At 57.4% G+C, this 23,388-nt stretch carries 15 protein-coding genes and 3 pseudogenes; 13 read left to right on the top strand and 5 right to left on the bottom strand.

Features of this window, described 5'->3' with window-relative positions; translation table 11 throughout:
* Positions 1–74 precede the first annotated feature (74 nt).
* Complete coding sequence (locus RAD15_RS24080) at positions 75–1,292, bottom strand: IS110 family RNA-guided transposase (protein WP_458180834.1); 1,218 nt, start codon at positions 1,290–1,292, stop codon at positions 75–77.
* 265 nt (positions 1,293–1,557) lie between these two features.
* Between RAD15_RS24080 and RAD15_RS24075 the strand changes: the two are divergent.
* Both RAD15_RS24075 and RAD15_RS24070 read left to right on the top strand, forming a co-directional pair.
* Positions 1,558–1,782 (top strand): annotated as a pseudogene (locus tag RAD15_RS24075) (transposase); the annotation flags it as partial.
* 97 nt (positions 1,783–1,879) lie between these two features.
* Positions 1,880–2,015: pseudogene (locus RAD15_RS24070) on the top strand (IS481 family transposase); the annotation flags it as partial.
* A 296-nt stretch (positions 2,016–2,311) separates the two neighbouring features.
* Here RAD15_RS24070 and RAD15_RS24065 read toward each other — a convergent pair.
* Positions 2,312–2,713 (bottom strand): hypothetical protein, encoded by a 402-nt coding sequence (locus RAD15_RS24065; RefSeq protein WP_458180846.1) that lies wholly within the window; start codon positions 2,711–2,713, stop codon positions 2,312–2,314.
* A gap of 701 nt (positions 2,714–3,414) precedes the next feature.
* A complete protein-coding gene (locus RAD15_RS24060; RefSeq protein ID WP_458180683.1) occupies positions 3,415–4,197 on the bottom strand; it encodes a class I SAM-dependent methyltransferase in 783 nt (260 codons plus the stop codon).
* Between the two features lie 820 nt (positions 4,198–5,017).
* Here RAD15_RS24060 and RAD15_RS24055 point away from each other — a divergent pair.
* The 7 genes from RAD15_RS24055 (at position 5,018) to RAD15_RS24025 (ending at position 13,785) form a co-directional block, all read left to right on the top strand.
* Positions 5,018–5,221, top strand: coding sequence for a hypothetical protein (locus RAD15_RS24055; RefSeq protein WP_458180682.1), 204 nt, complete (start codon positions 5,018–5,020; stop codon positions 5,219–5,221).
* A gap of 1,253 nt (positions 5,222–6,474) precedes the next feature.
* The gene (locus RAD15_RS24050) at positions 6,475–7,683 is read left to right on the top strand and encodes a pyridoxal phosphate-dependent aminotransferase (RefSeq protein WP_458180681.1); all 1,209 of its coding nucleotides are present in this window, start codon (positions 6,475–6,477) and stop codon (positions 7,681–7,683) included.
* Positions 7,684–8,345: 662 nt separating this feature from the next.
* On the top strand, positions 8,346–8,600 hold the full coding sequence (locus tag RAD15_RS24045) for a hypothetical protein (RefSeq protein WP_458180680.1): 255 nt from the start codon (positions 8,346–8,348) through the stop codon (positions 8,598–8,600).
* A gap of 960 nt (positions 8,601–9,560) precedes the next feature.
* The gene (gene tnpA / locus RAD15_RS24040; protein WP_375849594.1) at positions 9,561–9,983 is read left to right on the top strand and encodes an IS66-like element accessory protein TnpA; all 423 of its coding nucleotides are present in this window, start codon (positions 9,561–9,563) and stop codon (positions 9,981–9,983) included.
* Positions 9,980–10,333 (top strand): IS66 family insertion sequence element accessory protein TnpB, encoded by a 354-nt coding sequence (tnpB, locus tag RAD15_RS24035; protein ID WP_375849596.1) that lies wholly within the window; start codon positions 9,980–9,982, stop codon positions 10,331–10,333. Before tnpA ends, tnpB begins: the two co-directional genes overlap by 4 nt.
* A 69-nt stretch (positions 10,334–10,402) precedes the next feature.
* Positions 10,403–11,992: an IS66 family transposase gene (gene tnpC / locus RAD15_RS24030; protein WP_375849598.1), complete on the top strand. Its 1,590-nt coding sequence runs from the start codon at positions 10,403–10,405 to the stop codon at positions 11,990–11,992.
* Positions 11,993–12,765: 773 nt separating this feature from the next.
* Positions 12,766–13,785: an ATP-grasp domain-containing protein gene (locus RAD15_RS24025; protein ID WP_458180679.1), complete on the top strand. Its 1,020-nt coding sequence runs from the start codon at positions 12,766–12,768 to the stop codon at positions 13,783–13,785.
* 763 nt (positions 13,786–14,548) lie between these two features.
* Here the strand turns inward: RAD15_RS24025 and RAD15_RS24020 are convergent.
* Together RAD15_RS24020 and ectB are read right to left on the bottom strand one after the other, a co-directional pair.
* Positions 14,549–14,704: a hypothetical protein gene (locus RAD15_RS24020; protein WP_458180678.1), complete on the bottom strand. Its 156-nt coding sequence runs from the start codon at positions 14,702–14,704 to the stop codon at positions 14,549–14,551.
* A 623-nt stretch (positions 14,705–15,327) separates the two neighbouring features.
* A complete protein-coding gene (gene ectB / locus RAD15_RS24015) occupies positions 15,328–16,605 on the bottom strand; it encodes a diaminobutyrate--2-oxoglutarate transaminase (RefSeq protein WP_458180677.1) in 1,278 nt (425 codons plus the stop codon).
* Positions 16,606–17,055: 450 nt separating this feature from the next.
* On the opposite strand from ectB, the gene RAD15_RS24010 reads away from it, so the two are divergent.
* From RAD15_RS24010 to RAD15_RS23995, 4 genes and pseudogenes are all read left to right on the top strand, one after another.
* On the top strand, positions 17,056–17,358 hold the full coding sequence (locus tag RAD15_RS24010; RefSeq protein WP_458180676.1) for a transposase: 303 nt from the start codon (positions 17,056–17,058) through the stop codon (positions 17,356–17,358).
* A gap of 1,541 nt (positions 17,359–18,899) precedes the next feature.
* Complete coding sequence (locus RAD15_RS24005; protein ID WP_458180675.1) at positions 18,900–19,688, top strand: carnitinyl-CoA dehydratase; 789 nt, start codon at positions 18,900–18,902, stop codon at positions 19,686–19,688.
* 365 nt (positions 19,689–20,053) lie between these two features.
* Complete coding sequence (locus RAD15_RS24000) at positions 20,054–20,836, top strand: enoyl-CoA hydratase-related protein (RefSeq protein WP_458180674.1); 783 nt, start codon at positions 20,054–20,056, stop codon at positions 20,834–20,836.
* A gap of 1,415 nt (positions 20,837–22,251) precedes the next feature.
* Positions 22,252–22,676: pseudogene (locus tag RAD15_RS23995) on the top strand (aldehyde dehydrogenase family protein); the annotation flags it as partial.
* Positions 22,677–23,388: the final 712 nt, after the last annotated feature.

Here is a 23,388-nt window from a genome sequence, read left to right as displayed (position 1 = left end):
GCGACTATGGTTGTCGGGCGCGGGCGACCTCGTGGCGAAGCGTGACGCGTCGGCTGCAAGCGTCACCGGACTGCCTATTTTGTCCTGCCGGACTGAGGCGCCCGCGCGCCGGGTTTTGGCCGCCGCGGTTTCCATTGCGACACGAAGCGTTCGTAGCTTTGCTCCGCTTGGGCGGCAATCAACATCTCGCGGTCGCGCAGCGCCTTGATGTTGTAGGCGTAGGCTGGTCCGCGACGGCTACCTTTCTGTTGTGGATGTCCGGCTTGAAGTTGCAGCGCGCGGGTCTTGCTGGCGACCAGCGCTGGGCGCGCCCACAGGTAATCCTCGTCCTTCGTCAACAAATGCCAGCAGAGCACAGTGAGCTTGCGAGCCACGGCGACGGCGGCGATCTGATGGCCGCGCCGGGCACGGATGCGCACGAAAAAAGCATGCAGTGGACCTGGCGCCTTGGCCGCTGCCCAGGCCGCCTCGACCAGCATGGCGCGCGCATGACTGCGGCCAGTCTTGCTGATACGGCCGTGGTGGGCCGCTCCCAGCCCGGACTGCCTCACCCGCGGATTCAGCCCGAAATAGCTCACCAGCTTCTGCGGGCTGTTGAACCGGCTGATGTCGCCGATCGCCGCCACGATGCCGGCGGCGACCGCCAGATTCACGCCGGTGATCGTCATTAATCTGTTGACGGCGGAATCTTCGATTGCGTCCTGCGCGATCTCGCGGTCGAGCAGGGCCAGGTCTTCCGCCAGCCGGTCAAGCTCACGGACGTGCCGATCGATGGCCGCTCGCTCATCGTCCGGCAGCTGTTGAGCAGTCAACCACGCCCGGCCGCGAGCGTTGAACAGATCGGCATGTGGGCACTTCGGGATCAGGTGTGCGTGCAGGACCGAATGCACCTCGTTCTTGAGCCGCGTACGGTGCCGCACGATCTGGTAGCGCCGCGCCACCAGCCTGCGCTTGCGTTCGGTCTCCGCGTCAGGCGTCCAGATCTGCGGCAGGTATCCCGCCGCCTGCAGACTGGCGAGCGTGCCAGCATCGATCTTGTCGGTCTTGACGTGAGCCTGGGCGATCGCCCTCACCTGCAGGGGATTGGCGATAATTACCCGCGCCACGAAGGGCGCCAGCACTCGCGAGACCGCCATGCTGTTGCCAGTCGCTTCGAGCACAACCTCATCACTGGCCAGCAGGGTCTTGCCAAATCCCTCCAGCGCAGTCCGCGTCATATCGATGCGGCCCGCGTGTCGGAGCCTGCCGTTCTCCCAAAATACCACCTCCCCGAAGGTTCGGTGGACATCGATGCCAATTACCCGTCGCATTCGCACCTCCTGCCAGACACATGACGGGAGCTGCGGGCGACACGACAACTACGGATTCGCGCTCTCGGCGCAACCGGGCGAGTCGCAGAGGCGGCCAGCTACTAACTCGAGCTCTCGGCTCATCGTGTGTATCGGCCTGCCCGCACATCGTGCTCCCGGTGCCTCTGTCCCGATGGTCGCACCATACGCCACGATGTAAAATATCGCAGCGGAACGTTGGCACCGAGAAATCTCATACCGGTTACCAACCCGATCGACCAACCCGATCGAGCGTCTCAACGGCGAGATCAAGCGGCGCACCGAGGTGGTCGGCATCTTCCCCAACTAGGATGCCATCGTCCGCCTCATCGGCGCGATCCTGCTCGAACAAAACGATGAATGGGCGGTCCAGCGCGCCCGCTACATGACGCTGGAAACCATCGCGCCATTGAGCGATGATCCAACCGTCAGCCTTCCGGCTATCGCCAGCTGACCGGCCCGGCTCCTTCCGCTGAAGCAGGTGACACACCAGCTACACCACGCCCGGGGACACGATCCGTTATAGCATAGTTTTACACGGCTGCGCCACAATGACTGAGGCAGTCCGTCGAGCACTACAAAATAGTCAAGAGAGCAAGAGAGCGCTCGCAAGCGCTACGGAATCAACCAGAAGACGTCGCGAAATGAAAGCAGCGCGACACCGCCGCCGATCGCTCAACTGGCCCCGGGGGACGATTCAAGCTCCACCCCGCTCCAACAAATGCCGGGACTAAACAGCTAGTCCGGGAGGCTACGTAGGGCTACAATGAAGCCTGCAAGCCCCGCGGATTCGGATTATGTCGAGCGCCTTTCGCGGATAGGACGGGCGGTGCTCATGGCGATCAACTGAGATTTGCTGGTGCTCTCGGTCCGCAATCTTTATCGCTCCAGGCTAGGCTTGCGAAGGATGGCACGGTCTCCGCGATAGCAGAGCCGATTGTGCAGTCGCTCGTGAAGTAACGCGAACAGCCTGAGATTACGGGCTAATTCGAGGAATGCCGGCGATTGATTTTGCCGGCAAACGCGATGGCGGGGCCGATCGGCGTTCCAACGATCACCCTGGTGAGCAGAGCGCGGCTGGCAGCCGCCGATTTGTGGTCACAGTTCTTCTTCATGTGTGAGCTATCGAACGTAGCACCTGATCGTCCTCGCAAGTACCACTCCGAAACCGCTGACCTTGCTAACGCTCTCCCATCAACAATTGCGATATCGCTGGTCGCTCCGCGGTCGCGAATCTTGGCCCGCGCCAGCTCGACTGGGCCGACCCCGGTCGCAATCGTTCGCGCCTGACCGTAACCATGCGGCACGATACGGGCGCGTCGCTCGGCAACCTTCATGTCCTTGAAGGTTGGGCGGCGGCGATCAAGGTGAGACTTCAGCGACAATCAGGATGAGACTGCGCCGACCGTCCCCACTCAGGCGTTCCTAGAAAGAAAAGTCGCTGCTTTCGGATTTCTGACGACTAAACGCACGAGCTCCCCCAAATGGCGCAGTCTCAAATAACGCCCACAAAGCTGAGGGACAATCAAATGAGCATCTACGACTGATCGGATTTGAGGTGGCACATCAGCGGTCCCATCAGCGAAATCATCACGGGTAAGCCCCCGGAAGCGAAAGCGCAGCGGTGCGTCGGCGTGGTTGAGGAGAAGTCGATATGGTTGCACGCCGCGCACGTCGCCCGTAAGTATGTGCTCTTTGTCGCCAACTCAAACGCAGCCACAGAGATTGTTCAAGCCTAAAGCTGGTCATGAGGACATCCCGGGCTCCGACGCGAGCGGAGCTTCACAGGGAGACGCGCAAAGCTCGCCTTTCGGCTGCTTCTCTCGTCAAATGACAACTCGAGGAAACTCGTCGAGCGATGCTCCCACAGTCCGAGGAAGCCGATTCGCGCACGCGATCAGACCAGGATTTTCGCAGGTAGTTGTGCGGCGTTATGAAAAAACTGAGAGATTGAAGCGGTCATCATCGCGGCGATTCGACCTCGATCTGGTCCCGCTGGATCGATGAGGACGTCACCATTTGCGCACTGGACAGCGATTCCTGCGGAATTCGACTTATTGCTTTCTTGAGATTCACGGCAATCGCCTCACGTACGTTCAGCATGCCATGCTGTCGAGCGAAATCGCAGGCTGGCCGGCCGCCACCTTCGGAACGTCTCCGCGATCATTTGTAGTATGGAATTCCACACCTCCGGGGAAACCTGACTCGGGATATCACGCCTCCCAGTCCAATACCTGATAAACCGGTCCTCGCTCATGTATACCCCTTCGGTGGTAGCGAGATAGACGCAGTTCCCAAGGTCGGGATATTGGTTGAGGAGCGCCTCGTAGCTTCCCATCTGACCGAAGAGTGGAGTAACCGCCCGTCGTACAGCCGGGGCCATGTCGCGTATACGATTTTCGATTTCGAGTTGAAAGGGATCAGTCGCCAGATCCGGAAGAACGTATATCATGGTGAAGAACCCCCGAGGTCGTAAGATTCGCATCGTTTCGCGAAGCGCTTCGCTCGCGTTCGTCATATGGAACGACGTGCTGTAGCAAACCCAATCTAGCGAATTGTCGGCCAGGCCTGTACATTCTCCCGGCGCATTGATCCAAGACACGCTTGGATAAGTTGCGCCGAGCCTCTGCCCCACCGCAACCATCTGACTTTCAGGTTCGATTGCATAGCCTGAAAGACCCATGTCAGCTAGAGCATAGGCAATCGCCCCCGTCCCGGCGCCGAGATCCCCGAAGATCGGGCGCTCGGTGAGGTGCTTTACCTGATCAACAAGTATGTCAAGCAGTCGCCGTGAATAGGGTGGGAATGCCGGATAATACTCTGCTACTTCGGAAAAGCTTCCAACGTACGCCGTCTTCGCAACTTGCATTTTCTGCTCCATCAAGTTGATGATTGGTTAGGGTGCCGCGGCCACGGCAACTTGCTTTTATGCGAATTGCCGTCAGAACATCACGCTGCTGCGCCTGCGTGTCACGGCGACAAAGCCGATGATCTCCTGCAACTCGCTGCATCGTCACGAGATCGCTTAGTAAGCGCGAGACCGCCTGCCATTTCGGTCCAGCTGTCTCGCTGCGGCAAACAGTCGAACGGTCGGCGCCTTGTGACCCTCTGTATCTTTCTGCCGATCGAGGAAAAGAACAGACGCGTAGCAGCTTTGCCGTTGCGAAGTCGTGGAGATCTCCCACGCCCGCGCGCCGTGCGGCCGGCTTACGGCAGCACCACGCAAACACCTGGCGGATTCTCGTCCGTTGATATAGGCATCTGCAAACTCGTTCTGAGGCGGACCTGCCAATGGCCTCCTTCGCGAAGAATGCAATCTGACGCTGGCCCGACATGTTGCTTTCCTTCGTTCGTTCCGTCTATCGCGGTCACACGCGACATGAACCCCGTTGGCAGCCCGCCGCCGCCTCCCAACAAATAAATCAAAACTCGTGCCAATTTGATTGATCGAGGCCGGAAGAAGTGCGCGATCGCTTTCAGCTATTAACCCGCGAGGCAAAGTGAGTGATTGGCCCAACGAGCTTGTGTTGCGAACCCGACAAACCAGACAAGATGTGTCGGCATTCAGACAGTAGCGTCCATTGCCCGCGATCTGCACCTTAACGAGGCATCGTCATTAATTCCTCTAAAATGAAGGTGCGATCACGACGGCAGCACGACGTATTCACACAGTACCGTCGATGCCGGACATGACCACGACTGTACGGAGGATCATGCGTGACGATGTGATTCCTTCGATGACTCCGGCGCGGGATACGACCGTGTTCTGCAAGAAGCGGGATCGGTTCCTCGATGGCGGCATTGCGGCCAAGTACTTTTTCACCGTGCTTAAAAGCGGCCGCCGGTTTGCGGCCCCTTGTCCAGCAAGCACTTTCCGGTCGACCGCACGTTGACCGATGCATGGGCCAGCATAAAGGGTTTCATGCGGAAGGATGGCGATGATTCCACCACTGGCAAGCGATCTGGCAGTAGTCAGGGGCGCAACGGCGAGCGCGACTTTCATTGCGAGAAGCGCAGGGACGACGAGACACGAAGTCCACGACGACCGATCCCGATGCCTGCTTATTCCGCAAGGCGCTGGCAAAGAGGTCAAGCTCTACCACGTAGGGGTCTCTGATGATGGAGAACCGCAGCGGGCCGATCGTCAAGGCGGCCTCACCGAGGCCACGGGGACGGCGGAGCGAACGACCGCGCTCGACATGATTGAAGACAATGTCAAGCCGGGCACCACGGTGAGCACCGACAAGAGCTACGGACATCGCCGACTTTGTCGCCGGTTGCCGCGCGCTCGGCTGCACTCGGCATGTCCTCGGCAGTCGACGCGCGCACGGCCGGAATCCCTGCTATTGCAGCACGATCAAGTGCAAACGGATCGAAGAACCATTCGGGATCACGACGATCGGCGGACTGCGGAAGACCCGGTACTGTGGCCGGCCTGGTCGAGTTGCTCTGCGTGCTCACCGCCGCCGCTTGCAACCTCGTTCGCATTCCGAAGATGTTCGCAGCAACGGGATCACTCTGTCTGGAGCCTCAAACATTGAGACGAAACGACACCGAAAACCGCGCATGCAGCCCGTTTACGCCCCTTCGATTGGCTCATCCTCGCCGCACACACGAGGAAATTCGCCCTTCACGACTCGGCAGCCTGCTAATGTTTTTACCGCAGTCAACTACCATAGCTGGTCATTGATCTCGGACACAGACGCATGACAAGTAACGGTATTGATGCGCGTAGGTTGAGCTTCATGAGCAGATCGAGTCGACATGGAAAATCAATTTCGGTTAGTTGGCGACCGTGGCGGAAGCAGTTACTTGCCGCGCGTCGTCACTTTTGCTCAACTTGCATAACGAAACATCAGGTGCGATCACCGAGCATAATGCTTGAGCGGTCTCTTGGAGTCACGGCCGTGCTCGCCCGAGTCGCCAGTTCTACTATCTCGCCCCGGAGCGCAACCCTTTATAGCCATACTCTCGCTTACCGCTCTCCGAGCGGTATACGGGACCGACTTGAAATGCGAACGCGTTCAAACGGAATGGTACAAGAGGTTGGGATCAACTCCGCAGCCCGACAAGTTGAGACGTAACCGCCCATTCGGAATAGCATCCTGAGAAATCAGATCGCGAACCGGTGAAGGATGAAGCCCACATGTTGGCACAACGGATATCTTTGCTTTCAAGCTCGGGTACTGCCCTGGCGCACGATGTAGCTAACCTAGTTGCAGCAACCGGCCGCCAAGTCATCGATCTGGCGATCGGCGAAGTTATTAGCGAGCCACCATCATCCGTCCGTGAAGGAGCAATTGCTGCGATCAAGGCCGGAGTGAATCGCTACACAGATTCCATCGGAATGCCGCAGCTTCGCGAAGCCGTCGCTACGAAGCTGTCATCGGAAACAGGAATCGACTGGACTGCGAATCACATTGTTATGACTGCGGGCGCGACGCAGGGGCTGCTCGACGCTATTCTGGCCGTGGTTAATCCAGGCGATGAGGTCGTTATCGTTCGCCCCTGCTGGCAGACATTCGCGTCACAGGTTTTTATGGCCGGCGCGAAGCCCTTGTTCGTTGATGCGCGCCCGCCGAGATACATTCCGGACATCGATGCAATACGTGGCGCTGTTACATCGCAGACTAAAGCTATTATTATCAACTCGCCGAACAACCCTACCGGCGCCATTTACGATCGAGCGACCCTTCGGGCTATCGGCGACATCGCAATTGACTATCGGCTCTGGATCATTTCCGACGAATGCTACTCTAGCTTGGTATTCACCGCCCCCCGCCACGAGTCGATCGTGATGGCGCATCCGGGTGTACGCTCACAGACAATTCTGATCAACGCGTTCTCCAAGGAGCTGGCCGTCACTGGTTGGCGCTTGGGGTATCTCGCAGCTCCCCCGGAGATTGTCTCCGCGGCGAAAAAACTGCAGAGCCATACGACCTCCAACGCCAATGTGATTGCGCAGCACGCAATCTTGCACCATCTCGAAGGTCGCGACGGCAGCTTTGAGCGGTCGATGCATCAGCGCTTGTCCGACGCTCGGAAGGCTGGTCTTCGGATCTTGTCTGACTTATCCGACGTAACTCCGCCGGATGTGGACGGAGCAATCTTCTTCTATCTCGATCTGAGCAGGCTTATTTCTAGCCTGCCGACTCGATGTCCGATTCGATCAACTGACGATATTTCGCGGTTACTCCTTGAGGAGGTCGGTGTCGGGTCCGTTGCCGGAGGCGTGTTTGGGGACGATAACGGTTTACGTCTCTGCTTTGGCGCTCCACCAGATCTTCTGGCAACGGGACTAGAACGCGTCGTTAAATACCTGAATAGCTTCAAGAGCAGGCAAGTCGCAATCTGAAAGATTTGACACCAGGTGAACGTGGCTCGCGTAAGTCAATGGCACATATCTCCTACACACTGCCTCGCGAGCCGACAAGCAGTCGGCGTCGTTCCTTTTAAGTAAACGGCGCGCCGGATTTCGCGATTGGCATGCCGATTGCTGGGCTAGAGAGAGAGAGAGAGAGAGAGAGAGAGAGAGAGAGAACGCAGCAAGCTACACAGGTAGTGTGTTCGTTCCGGGAGTTTCGGATGAGGCCTGCCCGATATCAATCTCGAATACGCTGACGAACACTCGTGTTGCCACAGCGGCGGACATCAACGGGCGGGCTGATCAATGACATTACCGGAGCTTTCGAACTGAAAACGGGCAGTGAGGCCGGGCTGATCGTCAGCGCAAGGCTGAGCTTATAGTTATCACTCGAGTGCGCCCCTATTGGACGGCATCTTCACGTGCTCAATCGGCACAAGCCCCGAATTCCGCAGATCGTGCGGATTCCTCAGATCGCGGATTTTGGCCGCTTGCGCGGCTCTTGGGAGACTTAGGCTTGCTCCAAATTCAATTCGATGGGGAAGACGTTCGAGGGCAGACAATCAAACATCTTTGCATGCATAGAGCAGAAACATCATGGATCTCGTAGTCTCCAAAGGAGCACACCGTCAAATTAGTGGAAGGACAACTGCATGAATCTGGTCGAGCCTCCTTCGCGCAGCCCCGTAGCGCGGATCGTCTTTGTTGGCAGGAATCGCCATGGAAGCTGGGTTGCTCGAGAACAGAATGGCGTTTTTGGCGGCCTATTCGTGAATCGCGCCCAAGCGTTCAAGTATGCGTTGCTCGAGAATGGCCATCACCCAGAAACGATCGTCGAGGTGGCGGGAGAGATCGAACTCGACATTTCGGCCAATGCGCAGCTCGCGGCCACGAGGCGCGCAACCTGATAAAGAGTCGAGCAACCTGAGTGGTCGGGCCTTGCTGCGCGTCCATCTGGTGCGGATCGGCAATGCGAGGATTGCGTTCGCGCGACGACCCGCTTTGCATCTGTGATCATCGGAATGAAGGAAAAGAGCAACCATTCAAGGGCCGCCCTCCAAACTCCGCGTACCTAACATCCGGCAAGATTTGGATATTTACGGGCCGCTAGGCCATGTTCCAGGAGGGGAAGCCGCAGCTGCGATCGCTGCTTGTCATTGGATTCCACTAATTTCACCTGCGATGATACCACCGTGCGGATGGACGGCAGCTATCACGGCGCACGACCAGCACCGATTGGCAGTCAGGTCGCGGTGCGCATTTATGCGTTGACGATCGGTTCGGCCATTTTGCCCCATAGCGAACGCCCGTTTAATCCTTCCGCGAAACGGCTCCCTGCTTGCGAGCAGCCGGCCAGCTCGAAGGCGCTTTGCCAGCACCTGTTCGATAGCGAAGGCAGGGTTGGAAAACGCGTGATATGTGGGGTCTTGTTGGGCTGGTCAGGAAGCATCCTGCGCGGCTCATCGAACAGCCCCGGGATCACGCATTCCGCAATCAGATCTACTGCTACGAGCTGGTGTGCGGCTCAAGCTCTTCAGTCTCGTTGCTCGGCGCTCAATCGGCCTCACAGGGCGTGGTAGCGCTCGTGCCGACGGATATGGTCGAGGTTGCGCAGGCGATGGCAAGAGATCCAGCGCAAGCCTGATCCGCTGGCACTGCTAGTACAGACGCGCGACCTGACAAATGAATTGGGCAATCAGCGGAGCGGAATGTTAGGGACGACTATTGTGCAGGTGCGGAGTGATTCGGTGGTGGCCTTTGCTCAAGAGCCAGGTGACCATGGGAGAGCGTAAGCGCTTAGCCGGAACCCTTGCTTCGGGATCTGGATAGCTATGCGAAGAAGCCTCCGGCTTTGACGGAGGTTTGGGATGGGATCGGACAGCAAAAAGGACGTCCACTTAGACGGCTCATCGGCAGGGTCGGTGAGCCGTCTGGAAGTTCTTGAAGGACCTTCGGGGCGCCGCGTACGTTCGGAAGCTGAGAGAGCTCGGATCGTCGCCGAGAGTCTGTTGCCGGGTGCCCAGGTGTCCGAGGTTGCGCGCAAGCACGGAGCGACGCGCTGGCAGATCTACGATTGGCGACGGCGGTTTCGACAGCGAGGCATGTTGCCGCCATGCGAGGCGTCCCCGCCGACATTCGCGCCGCTGGTCGTGGAACGTGCGTTGGAGGAGCGTCAGGCTCCGGCGATCAAGCTTGAGATCGCGATCGGTGATGTCGTGCTGCGGACGGATACGGCCATTGATGGTGAGCAGCTGTCGCGGGTGATCCGTGCGGTGCGAGCGTCACGATGATCGCGGCCGGTGCTGATCTGAAGATTTACGTTGCAACGCGGCCGATCGACTTCCGCTGTGGCCACGATGGGCTTGCGGCAAAGGTGCAGGAGATGCTCCGTCTCGATCCGTTCAGCGGCGCAGCCTTCGTGTTCCGATCGAAACGAGCGGATCGGATCAAGATTTTGGTCTGGGATCGAACGGGCCTGGTGTTGGTGCACAAGCGCCTCGAAGGTTGCAAGTTTGTTTGGCCAACGATTGCGGACGGCGTGATGCGAATGTCGCCGGCGATGTTCGCTGCCTTGTTCGAAGGGCTGGATTGGAGATTGGTTCGCCCGGAAGAAGCACGGCGCCCGCGGGCGGCGGGATAACTGCGGCAGAATGACTCGGCAGCTATTTTGATCGTGGCACGCGCGGCGGCGATGTGCTCGAAATAGCGCATGAGCATCGCGGCGCTGCGCGACGAAAACGAACGCCTGAAGGCGCTTTTGGCGCAAACACAGGCGGCCTTGAGCGAGCATCAGGGGGCGCTGGCGGCGTCGGAAGAAGCCCGACGCCGGCTGGAGATCATTCTCGGCGAATTGCGACGCGACAGGTTCGGTGCGAAATCCGAGAAGCTGCGACCAGATCAGTATCATTTGCCGCTCGAAGACGTGGAGATCGCGCAAGGCATCCTGGATGCCGCGCAGGAGAGAGCCGAGGCAGCGATCCAGGGCCGATCACGGAACGCGCCAGATCATGGTTCTCATAGCAATCGTGGCTGCTTGCCTGCCCATTTGCCGCGGGTGGAGCGGATTATCGAGCCTGTGAGCACGCTCTGTCCGTGCGGTTGCGGCGCCATGACGAATATCGGCGAGGACGTCAGCCAGCGCCTTGACGTGATCCCGGCGCAATGGCGCGTGCTGGTCACGCGCCGCCCGAAATACATCTGTCGCCGCTGCTCAGGCCCCGTCGTGCAGGCGCACGCACCAGAGCACGTCGTGCCCGGCGGGCTACCGACCGAAGCGGCCATCGCGCACGTGATCGTCTCCAAATTTGGCGACCATACGCCATTTTACCGTCAGGCCGAGATCTATGCGCGCCAGGGGATCCGGCTTGATCGGGCGACACTGGGCAACTGGTCTGGCCGCGCCTGCTTCCATCTTCAGCCCATCGCGGACCACATGCGCCACCACCTGGCCATGGCGGATCGGCTGTTCATGGATGAGACCAAGGCGCCGGTACTCGATCCGGGGCGCGGCCAAACGAAGAAAGGCTACTTCTGGGCGATCGCCTCAGACGACCGCGGCCACAGCGGTCCAAGTCCGCCGATCGTGCTGTTCCGATATGCCCCCGGTCGCAGCGGTGCCTTTGCTGAGCAGTTCCTCGACGGTTTTGGCGGACGCTACCTGCAATGCGATGCCTATGACGGTTATGACCGGCTGACCGAAGTTGCTCGGCCGCAAGGGCCATGGACGCTCGTGCATTGCTGGAGCCATTTGCGTCGACGCTTCGTCAAATTGGTACGCAACAGCAAGTCGCCGATCGCTGAGGCCGCCGTTCGGCACATCGCGCAGCTTTACGCCATCGAAGCCATGGTGCGCGGCTCATCGCCGGACATCCGCTTGGCCGCGCGCAAGGAGCACTCACTGCCCATGGTAGCCGCGTTAAAGTCGTGGTTCGAGAAACAGCTGTCGATGATCTCCAGCGGTTCGACGCTCGCCGAGGATATCCGCTATGCGCTCAATCATTGGCAGGGGCTGACCCGCTTCCTCGAAGACGGGCGTCTCGAGCTCGACACCAACCCGGTCGAGAACGCCATTCGGCCAGTCTGCTTGACCAGGAAAAACGCTCTCTTCGCCGGTCATGAAATCGGAGCAGAAAACTGGGCCTTGCTCGCGTCGATCGTCGCCACCTGCAAGCTCAACGACGTCAATCCGGCCGCCTACACCGCCGAAACACTCGAGGCGATCATCGACGGCCATCCCAATAGCAGAATCGGCGAACTTATGCCGTGGCGCTTCCGCAAGGCGTCAAGCCAGCTTCAATAGGGCCCAGGCTGAGCGCTTACGGGAGAGCAGCGGCTCAATCATCTGCGCCGCTATGTGCGGCCCAGCCTTTGCCACGTCGACCGTCGATGCTAAACCCGCATATTCTCATGATCGAGGAACGGCTCGCGGCGGCTGCGCACTTATCCCCAGTCGACATCCTCTTCGGCTGGAAGCGCCCCGTCCGATCGACTCGGCGGCGGTCAGCTGCGTACGGTGCAACGACTGGTGAAGAATTGCGATCAAGGCCGCTCGCCCGCCACAGTGCGGTGGAGGGCGCGCTTCGCAGGCGGTCTGCGCCGACTCGACAAATATAATCATGGAGAAAGCAGCCAGGATCGGCTTCGGTAACATTGGCATCTGATGCAATAGCTGGGTCAAACCCGCACGCTACTTGACACCAAACCCTTCATCGCCGAGCGGGGTTTTGCTGGCTCGATGTTTTGATCATTGTCGGGTTTCGAACGGCGGCACAAATCTAGTCAGCTCCAACATTCTGGCGCCTTCGCGGGACTGCGATTTTTCAAGGCACGATTGGTAGCCTACCGAACAACGACACGCCTGGCACGGGGATTGCTAAAAGACGAAGCAACACTGAGCGATGCTAGGTGGGCCCGGATGTCAAGACGACGAAGCACACCTTCGCGAATAGCGCGGTCTATCTTCAGACGAGTTCCGATGTAGGGTTGCTACGTGATGAGGCAGACGGGCATCGCAATATTGAAGCTCGGGATCGTGCAGCTAGTCCGCTCGCTCTATCGAGGTAGGAGAACGCAATGAGATTGCTCATACTCACAAACACTCTCGATTGCTTAGGTGAAAACGATGCGCCTATAAGCAACGCGTTCCGCCGTCTCGGCTGTGACGTAATTCTCGGCGAGCTCAACTCTCTCGCCGCAGACAACTACCGCGTTTTCACACGAGGAGTGTTGCTACCTCAAAGCGGGGATCCATATTATCCCGGCTCTGCGGCACGAGGAGATCGACACACTTTTTTTCTTGACGAATGCCAGTTGGTCTGGGTCACGAGCCATCCGCAGGATCGAGTATCACTCGATATTTGGCAAATGCTGTGGCTGACTTCTCGAACTACCGCATTTGTTAACAGCGTCGAGGGCCTGATGTTTTTAACTCCAAAACATGCATTGGGCTATATCGTGCCAGAAGCAAATAGGGCGATTTCATATACATCGAACCAGTTTTCCCTACTGTGGGAGCGGTATCGACAAACCCCGGATCAGTGGTGGGTGGCCAAGCCAACAAATTCCACTTGTGGGCAAAACGTCTTCTTACTACCCCCAAACGGACCTAACATTCGAGCGATCCTGCAATGCCTCACCGGAAACACAATTGCACAAGAGGACAGTTACGGTAAGCTAGGCGGCTTCAAAGCTGAATACGCTGTTCTTCAGCAGTTTATTGCGGAAGTGGCCCAAGGCGAAAAGCGCGTCGTCGTTGCTTGCGGCAAAGTGGTTGCTTGGCATGGACGCCAAGGGCATCCAGACGATCACAGGTCGAACATAGTGCTAGGAGGGAAACCTCTTTCAGTCGATTTGCATTCCGGTGAACTCGAGCTCGCCGAAATGATCGGTCAAAAGCTGATGGTGCACGGGATTAACTTCGCAGGGATAGACATGGCTTATCCTTATATAGTTGAAATTAATCTTGTAAACCCAGGGGGACTATACGACTCGCAATTGGCTTCTGGAATAGACTGTTCGGATAAGGTTGCAAAACTGGTCATTTCTCATTTCAAGAAAAATAGATCTGCGTGCCCCCATGAGGTTGGACTATGATTTGAAGTTTACTCTGGGCCGGACGTGACGAGAGCGAAAGGGGAGCCACTTTTCCGGGAAGAGTAGATTACGCGATCCTAAGAGTGCACGAGATGCAGCTGCCACGGCTCCCACCTAGTTTTTATTTGCGGAGCTACGTCCTTGAAGAGAATCCGCGTGCCGTTGTGAGTTGCGCGCTTCGTCCGGAAAGATAAAGATCCAGCGGGAGAATGCATCATTCTCTAGTTGCCCGTGAAAAAGAGGCCCGAGCTGTTGATCGAGATTCGGCTTCGGTTTTGGGATAGCAAGCTTTCGCGAACGGATGCCTTGAAAGCTTGCAGAATTCATCTGGAATATCCCCTCGAATCAGCAGGCATTTCTCTGCTCGCACCGGAGGGGAACGACGCGACCGAAGAAGCCATAGGCGGCGGCCGGCGATCTGCTCCGCGCCAGGCTGGATCAAATCATCCACCTGGATGCGAACGCAAGTTCGAAGCGGCCGCCTGTTCGTGTATCTAGCCAAACTCTGGTTTTGTCGCTTCTTTCGAGATGTGGGCGGAATGATTGTCGAGGAATAACTTGATCGTGGTGTTGGCCGGGTAGGCGGCATCGGGAAATTTGGAAATTCAATGAACTCGCCGCCGCGGTGGCGATCTATGACGAGGCGTGGACTGTCCCAGTTAGCAGGTCGATTCCAGCTAACAAGCTGAGCGTTCCATGAGGCCTATACCAAAATCGAGAAGGCCCGTTGGAGGCCTGACACGGGTGCGGAAAGGCTTTTCGTTTAATCGAGCAAATCCGGCGCGGTGGTCGCAACGGCCTGGATCGCCGGCATTTCGTCGTAGGAGATGATCATCACCGGCTTGCCCAATTTCTTCGACTTGGCTGCGGCTGTTTTCAGGACCTGACCCTCGCGATAGACACACAGAACCTCCACCATTCTGCTCGAACTCGGCATCGCTCTAGATAGGGGTGCAATTTCCTCTTAGACCGAGAATCTTGTACACTGTACCGCTGGACCACCGTGGCTCGGTATTGGTACCCCGCCGAGGGTGCGTGTTCGCGCATGGCATGCCAAAAGGTGCGTCGTCCGCAGTTCGTGCGGTAGCCGTGCTCCTTGGCTTGTCGCATGCCAGAAACACTAACCAAGCCTTGGCCTCCGGCATGATCACCGATTTCTTGCCTTCGTCGCGCTCGATCGTCAAGCGCCGAAAGCGGGCCTAAGCTAGGGCCCATTCGATGTACATTCGACTATCTGATGTGAGCACGCAAGGCACGCCCGCCGGCAAAGAACGGCGGGCTCGCGCGATAGGCAAGCAGAGCATCCTAGCCTATCCACCAGCCTGCGTCGCTCGGCTCGCGACCGCAGGATCGCGGTCCGCCAGGCAATGTCTCAGCTTGAGAATGTCTTCGTTAGTCAACGCCAATTCAAACCCCGCCGCCATCTAGCCAGAGTAACCATCCTCGTTTCACTCAGCCCAAACGAGGAATCCGTCCACAAACACATAGTTCCATGACGACTGGTTTTGCGGAATTCCCGTCTCTAGTGATCCCGGCCACTATTTAATTGACTAGCGTTTCAGCCAAGGATTCCTCGAATATATCCAGGCCTTCATTGAGCATCTCAAGGTCGATCGTGAGCGCAGGCAAGAATTTTACGACTTGGTCAACCGGCCCGCACCGTTCGACAATCAATCCCTTCTCAAACCCCTTTCGTGTCGTGGCCTCTGCGATTTCGGCCAGTTGGCAATCGAATCCCAACGCCATACCGCGCCCGCGAACAGCAAAACTATTTCCGTGCTCCGATGCAATAGTCTCAAGTCGGCGCCGCATCAGTTGTCCCGTTCGGCGAACTCGGTCCGACAACGTGCCGCAGCGCCAATATATGTTTAGAGCGGCGGCTGCAGATACAAGTGCAAGGTTGTTTCCTCGGAACGTGCCAGTGTGTTCTCCTGGCTGCCACGCGTCGAGTCCGTCTTTGATCAACAACATTGACAATGGCAAACCATACCCACTTAGCGATTTCGACAGGACGATTATATCTGGCGACAATCGAGCAAACTCAAAGCTAAAGAACTCGCCAGTGCGGCCACACCCCATTTGGATATCGTCAATTATGAAAAGCGCACCAGCCTCTTTTGCAATGTCCTGAATTGATTGCAACCATTCCTTTCCGGCCACATTAATTCCTCCCTCACCCTGCACAGTTTCGACGAGAATGGCAGCCGGACGATCGATGCCACTGCCCTCGTCCCTCAGTAGCTTTTGCAGGTAGTCAGCGGTGTCAACTGGCCCAAGATAGCCATCATAGGGCATAAAAGTTGTACCGGACAACGAGATCCCAGTGGCTTTCCTGTAAAAGCGGTTACCGCTCGCGGCGGCCGCTCCTAAACTGAGTCCATGATATCCATTAGTGAATGAAATGATATTTTGACGGCCTGTAATTTTGCGCGAGAGTTTTAATGCTGCCTCGATAGCATTAGCACCTGTCGGCCCCGTGAATTGGAAACGGTATTGCATACTTCGCTCCCGAAGTATTACAGAGCCGAAAGTCTGCATAAATTCCAATCTTACAGGAGTGGCCATGTCAAGGCCGTGGACTACGGCGTCAGACGCTAAATACTCGGTAATGGCAGATTTGATCTGATGATTATTGTGACCGTAGTTCAGCGCTCCAGCACCGGAGAAGAAGTCAATTATCTTCCGACCATCCTCCGTTAGCATAGTGGAGCCTCGCGCTCGAGTAAAAAGGGTCGGGAATGATCGTGAGTACACGCGGACGTTTGATTCTAGAGCTTCGAGAGCCCGCAAATTGCGTGACCCACCAATCACTCCACTCATCACCGTCTCCTTCGCAAGTATGCCGCTAGGCGGCCAAGCATGCTGCATCGGATTCCGCTCGCTGGTGTCGGCAGGCCGCGTGTTTGACCGACCAGTTACCTCTCAGAACGGCTCGCCTCGCTTACCTGGGAAACCCACGCAGCGCACCTACTAGGACCAGTAGTCATCTGGCCTTAGATTAGGCATGCAAGGCTCAACTCCTTGCGAGTGGTGTCGTCCTCGACTCGGAAGCCTCGGAAAGGTGAACGGTAAATGCGAGTGGCGATGTTGAAACCCAAGTACAACTCATGTCAAACCCGAGTGTACTTTGGATTCCAGAGACTGTGCTGGAGGCGGACTACGAAAGCGCATCGCAGACAGGCCACGATATCGCTGTCAAATATTCCTGCGCTTTTTCTCCTTTGGCCCTCCCTCCGATAACGGCCGCCTCGTCGCGTTAAGGCGAGTGCTGTGCAACAGTCCAGATGGACAGCAATAAGTGCAGTGCTCAAATTGGTTGTTCATACTGGTCGGCGCCGTCGATGGACCGATGAAGAGAAACGCAAGATCGCCTTGGAGAGTTTGCTGACACCGCGCGCCGTATCATCGACGGCGCGGCGATATGGCATCTCGCGTTCGTTGCTGCTGACTTGGCGGCTATCGTTTGGGACCCGGACGAATGGTACTGAACAGGCGAGTCCCGGCTTTGTACCGACGACCAGTTGCTCAACTCGAGCAGCCGCGTGTTCGGACAGGAGGCAGTTCTCGGTGTAGATCGCCGCGGAAGTGAAGCAGGCCAACAATGCCACGGGGCAGTTGAGGCCCGATCCTTTGCGCCACGAGATCGATACGATCGTACCATGGGTAAATCAGGTCATGAAACAGACCAAGGCTCGGATATCGCAGCGATACTCACTTAGAGGGCAAGCTGCTGAGCTTGCTTGAACCGTCTACGGAGATCCTCCGCAAAAAGGCAAAGCCAGCAGCCTCCAACGAACTCCGCAAGATGGTAAAGTTGCAGGAGACCGAAAATCAGATCGTGATCGACCTCGAGGTCTTTGACAAGTGCCCCACGCGTGCCGTGCTGCCGACGCGGCGTTCTATTCCGGCAGGAACGGGGCCGCAGCCAAAGCCAAGGGCGTCAAGCGCGTCTGCGTGCCCAACCGCTCACCAAGAGCGTTGAGCGCCGACGCGAACAAAAAGGCGCTGGTTCCATCGCGGTCAGACAATGGCGGACCGGCGCGAGGGTCGCATCAGCGTGTCGAAGCGGCGACACGGGCTCAACCGCTGTCGCTACAAAGACGAAGATGGAATGAAGCGTTGGGACGCACTCCGCGTGATCTCCGATAATCTCATCACCATCGGTCGCGCCATCAACGAGAAATCGTCACTAGAAACGCACCGAGGATCACGAACGAATTTATGAACACCCCGCCGGCAATACCGGCGGGGTGTCGTCGTTCCAGCATGCATTCCAGATCGTTTCAATTCGATAAAGACGCATTCTGCGCCAGAAAGTAGCTAGTAACAGCCCGTGTCTCGCAAACGGTGTCCGGTTGGCTACGGCGGGGTCGGAACTCCGACAAGCCGCAGCATCACTTCCAAGATCAGGGGCTGCTAGCTACGCAGTTTTCTGTTGGCGAACGGGGTTTCGCCACTGGCACGCCGATTGCTGGATGAGAGCTGTCGCAGCCAGGCGTTCGCAGCGGCGAAGGTCGGCGGTGGTCGGACAACGAGAAGAACGCGGGGGCGCGCATCGTCAGCAAGAAGGGCGTCCCGACTTGGCCCAACGATATGGAGGACCCTGGTGGTCTCCCTTGAAACAGTACATTTTCGAAGAAGAGGTTCGGGCGGCTCCCGCGCGGGTGACATTCGGCTACGGAGTGTCTGTTGTCTGCCTACGGATTTGTGGCGCCAATGCTTCTCCGAGCCGAGCCTAGGCTCCGATCTCGCTTCCCTCTGGACGAGCGCGGTGCGCCAGGGCCGCCACTACTTCGTCAACGTCCGAACGTCTGGACGACATCGCCGCGGGACGTCAATTGGATCGTTTGCTAGATCAGGATCAATCCAGACATCAAAAACAGCAGGGGACGTCTTTCGTCCGGATCGACATGAAGACGGCTTGGGTCAGCATGTACCCAATTCCGTTGATACACCGTGGTTAAGTCGCGGCAGCAATCGATCATTGCCGGCATTGTCGAGTTCGTACAGAAGAATGCCCGTAGATAAAGGAACTCGATATCTCCCACTGATCATTTGCGCAGAAGGCAAGGGTACCTGGATCATCGACGCGATGGTAGTCCTTGGAGAAAGCAATGTCTGACGTGATCACTACCCGCCGGGAAGATACTGTCCTCGAGGTTACTCTCGATCGACCGAGGGCCAATGCGATCGACGCGCCTACGTCACGGCTGATGGGAGAGACGTTCAAGGCGTTCCGTGACGATCCAACCCTGCACGTCGCTATTGTCAAGACCGCGGGCGACAAGTTCTTCTGCGCCGGCTGGGACCTCAAGGCGGCGGCCCGCGGCGAGATAGACGAGGCTCACCGCGACTGTGGCGTCGGCGGCTTCGGCGGACTGCAAGAGTTGCGCGATCTCAATAAGCCGGTGATTGCCTGCATCAACGGCATGGCGGTTGGCGGAGGCTTCGAACTCGCGCTCTCCTGCGACCTGATTTATGCCTCAGAACACTCCTCCTTCGCATTGCCGGAGATCCGTGCTGGAACGATCGCTGATGCGGCAACGATCAAGCTGCCGAAACGAATTCCCTATCACATCGCAATGGGACTCCTGCTCACCGGGCGCTGGATGGATGCTGCCGAGGCGCATCGCTGGGGCCTGATCAACGAGGTGCTGCCCAAGGAGAAGCTCGAAGAACGCGTCTGGGAAGTCGCGCGGCTGCTCGCCAGCGGCCCGTCACTGGTCTTAGCAGCAATCAAGGAGACTGCGCGCGTGGCCGAGTCGCTCACGTTCCAGGACGCCTTGAACCGGGTCACACGTCGCCAGCTTGCGACAGTCGACATGCTCTACGGCTCAGAGGACAAACTTGAAGGTCCCCGAGCTTTTGCCGAAAAGCGCGATCCGGTTTGGAAGGGGAGATAGCGGTATTGCGAAAAGATGGTGTTCTATCCCGCGCGTCTGCCGGAATATCCCAATGGCGCAGGCGGAACCTTCGACAGGCCAGGAAGGGTCTTAGCTTGTGCGGCGCAATTCCCGATAATTTCGGTCACCGGCTCGCACTAGAAGGCTGGCGTTCATCCTGAAATCGCTCTTATGCGGACATCGGACCGAACGCCTGATGGAAAGCCGCTCTCGTCCCATCTGTGGGCAATGTAATCAAGTGGCATAGGTTGATCTAGAGAACGCCGCGGCTCTACAACGCTAAAGATGCTGCATCACCAAGAATCACAGTGAGTGACGATGTCGCTGACTCAGCCCACTTCGGGGCCCAATGGAGAGGACTGAGATTGTACAAGGAAATCCTCTATTCGGTCGGCGACTTTGTCGCCAATATCAAGCTAAACCGTCCAGATCGACTGAACGCTTGGACCCCCCTAATGGATGCGGAAGTACGCGCTGCAATGATTGCAGCAGCTGCCGACGACAACGTCCGAGCCATCGTGGTCACGGGGGGCGGGCGCGGCTTTTGCGCTGGATACGACATGTCGCTCCTGACCCCGAAGCAAAATGACGAGGCAGTGCATTTACGGAACCCTGACAACTATGACCAGACATTCGCCTATCTGCTGGCCGTACCCAAACCGATCTTTATGGCGATTAACGGTCCGGTCGCAGGAATCGGGTTAGTCTTCTGCGCCTTTGGCGATTTCCGCTATATGGCCGAGGGGGCAAAGCTCACGACGTCTTTCGCCAAACGCGGTCTAATCGCTGAATTCGGTATATCCTGGATGCTCCCTCGCCTGATTGGCATGATGAACGCGCTCGACCTCCTCTGCTCGGCGCGCGTCATCGATTCACGCGAAGCGGAGCGCCTCGGGCTGGTCCGCTCATTGCCTGCGAAACATTTTCTTGCGGCAGTACAAGGAATCGCGCGCGAGATGGTGACGACCGCCTCGCCGCGTTCTATAGGTGTAATCAAGCGGCAGATCTACGATACGAACGTGCAGTCGCTCGTTCAAGCATGTGCCTTGGCCGACAAGGAGATGCGGGCTGCCTGCGCTTCGAATGACTACAAAGAAGGCGTCGCGCATTTCGTCGAGAAACGAGCCCCAAACTTCACAGGAAGCTAGCGTTCACATCATCAGGTTCGCATTAAAAGTAGCTTCTGTGTCGTTGTCTTTTGCCACAACATACTGATCCGCCGGCAACAAGTCGGGCGCTACCCGAAAGAGATTTCCGGAACGTGCGCTTTGCCACCTCGGCACGATTCATGTTCGGCCCGGCCATTGCGCTCGAAGAACACTTCATCATGAATGTGTCCAGGCCGAGAGCGTAGAGTGTGCTCAACCGGACTAACTAAGGTGAGAACTCATTAAATTCTCTGCTGTGACATATACGATACTGATTCTCTTTGGTGGACGATTGGGATCGTGAGCAGGAATTTGTTTTGGCTGAGCGACAAGCAGTGGCCGAGGCCCGCGCCTGATAATGTTTTCCCGCGGAATAGACGTCCCAACAATTCTCGCATTTCGCATCGTTCACTCCTCGTTCCTATGATCCAGTAGCCAAACACTCCGCCTTTCGCGATCGCGTGAGCGATCGTCGACTTGGCGTTCCTGGTTCAGATTTCCGACTTTGTTCGCACAACCCCGCCGGGACTCTACCGTGGCGCGATGCCCTCGCCTGACGTTGAAAACGTAAGACCGATCTCCGCTCAGTCAATGAAACGAATTCGTTTTTGTTTCTTACGACGTGCAATGTTCCTTCGCGGACGTCGCCGTTACTGCAGCATCTGTATTGAACGTGGCACGAACTGTACATTTGTGGAGCTGATCGCAAAGTATCAACTCGAAAATGTTCATTTCTTCTGATCGTAGGCTGCCAGAGTCCAGAGGCATGATCTCTGCCGGCAGAAGCGATGGTGAACTACTGAGAAACTGATAGAGATTCGACGAGATCACGAGCGGTCTCATCAATTGAACCGGCGATCAAGCGGTCCGATCCGAGGAAGAGATTCGCTATCGCGTTGAAACAGCCAGTGAAGCCGTCATTCCGGTCCGCAGAGTCGTTCTCCGACCAGATAACTCGCCGTCTCGATGGAGATCGAGCAGATTCATATTAAACTCATCGACCGACTCGCAACCCGCTCGATTCTATTTGGTTCTTGCATCGAGCTCAGTTGCGCCCTCTCGCTCGCAGCTTGAACATCTCGATCGCTTTAGCCATGTCACCAAGCTCATCTTCGCGCCCGAGGCCCGGCAGAATGACACCAAGCCGGGCGCTCGCCAAGCTGACACATGGCCGACGTCATTGAGGCGACCGTCCTGGCAATCCGCTGACCAAATAGCAAAGCGAGCAGTCCCACGAGCGACGTTCCCAGCCCTATCATCCAGAAAGACTGCCGCTGAATGTGATCCGCACGAATGCCCGCCAGACGGGAATGAGCCTCCACGGCAGCTACAATCCTCATGAGCCTCGGATGAATGCGCTCGTAGATCTGCTCCAGGTCATCCACCTGGTCGTGCAGCGTCTGCCTTGTCATCATGCCGCGGTCAAAGGCGCAATCGTCTCGAAGTACCGCAACATGGCCAGACTTGCGTGTGCGCCAATCGCCTCTACGCCCAGGCGGGCATCTATGATCAGTTCGTGCAGAAGCTGTCGAAGAAGGCCGCGGCAATGAGGATCGGCGACGGCACGGAACGAGGCGTGGTGCAGAGGCCGCTGATCAAACATGGAGCTGGTCGACAAGACGGAGAGGCACATCGCGGATGCGGTGAAGCGCGGCGCCAAGGTCGTGACCGTCGGCAAGCGCCATGCGCTGGGACGCTCGTTCTTCGAGCCGGCCGCCGAATCATAACCGAGGTCGCTCCCTTCGGCGGCGTCAAGGAAAGCGGCTTGGGACGCGAAGGCTCCCGCCACAGCATGAAAGAATATGTCGGGATCAAATACGTGATGATGGCGGGGCTTTAATCCCAGTGACCTCCTGTGGGCCGGGCGCCGAGCCTCGCGATCACCAATTTATTTTGGGCTTAGGCCCATTCTCGCGTCACCGTTCCTGCTGCCTCCAACCGATGAAATGATCCGAAATCCTTAGCCATTTCCTCCTGGTGCGCGAGTCCACCTTGTCGGCCATATCACTTACGATCTGGGCAATGGCTTCTTACGAAGCTGTTCCTCCTACCCCGCTGACACAAGGATCGTTTCTAACCCACTTAATAATCGGAGAGTGGGTTGTGATGTCACGTCGGCATGCAAGCCACCCTCGTCTAGTCGTCGGCCTCGCCCGCAAACCTGCAGGTTGTGCAGGACAATCCTTTCATATCACACCATCAATATTGCAGTTCGCGCGAGAAATCAGAGACGATCTGCGCGTCGATGTTCGTTACGAGCACGGCTGCATTAAACCCAACACTTTCATCAGCCTCCGGGAAAGGACCGGTACAATATGGAGGAACTTGCCGGGTTTGAGAACACGAGGGTCTCTTTCCTTGGGGTCCATACTTGGTCCTTCGCCCCAGCCGGGGTAGATGCCATCTCCGACAAGTAGCCGGTTCGATGTCAATCGGCCCTTTAATTGCGGATTGATGTCAACTCTCTTTTTGAGGCCATACGGCAAGACGGTAGCGCTCGGCCCGTTGAAGCGGGTCGGGGTTGCGGAGACGGGGCGAGCGCGGCTGGTAGA

This window comes from Bradyrhizobium sp. 14AA (genome assembly GCF_054185205.1).
The sequence above is the reverse complement of the archived record's forward strand: the minus strand, read 5'-3'. Positions and strand labels throughout refer to the sequence as shown.

Coding starts and splice junctions, on each gene's coding strand:
- tnpC (WP_375849598.1), top strand. CDS start 10,403: ATGAGCATCGCGGCGCTGCGCGACGAAAACGAACGCCTGAAGGCGCTT.
- RAD15_RS24020 (WP_458180678.1), bottom strand. CDS start 14,704: ATGGTGGAGGTTCTGTGTGTCTATCGCGAGGGTCAGGTCCTGAAAACA.
- ectB (WP_458180677.1), bottom strand. CDS start 16,605: ATGAGTGGAGTGATTGGTGGGTCACGCAATTTGCGGGCTCTCGAAGCT.
- RAD15_RS24055 (WP_458180682.1), top strand. CDS start 5,018: ATGACCACGACTGTACGGAGGATCATGCGTGACGATGTGATTCCTTCG.
- tnpA (WP_375849594.1), top strand. CDS start 9,561: ATGGGATCGGACAGCAAAAAGGACGTCCACTTAGACGGCTCATCGGCA.
- RAD15_RS24045 (WP_458180680.1), top strand. CDS start 8,346: ATGAATCTGGTCGAGCCTCCTTCGCGCAGCCCCGTAGCGCGGATCGTC.
- RAD15_RS24050 (WP_458180681.1), top strand. CDS start 6,475: ATGTTGGCACAACGGATATCTTTGCTTTCAAGCTCGGGTACTGCCCTG.
- tnpB (WP_375849596.1), top strand. CDS start 9,980: ATGATCGCGGCCGGTGCTGATCTGAAGATTTACGTTGCAACGCGGCCG.
- RAD15_RS24060 (WP_458180683.1), bottom strand. CDS start 4,197: ATGCAAGTTGCGAAGACGGCGTACGTTGGAAGCTTTTCCGAAGTAGCA.
- RAD15_RS24005 (WP_458180675.1), top strand. CDS start 18,900: ATGTCTGACGTGATCACTACCCGCCGGGAAGATACTGTCCTCGAGGTT.
- RAD15_RS24025 (WP_458180679.1), top strand. CDS start 12,766: ATGAGATTGCTCATACTCACAAACACTCTCGATTGCTTAGGTGAAAAC.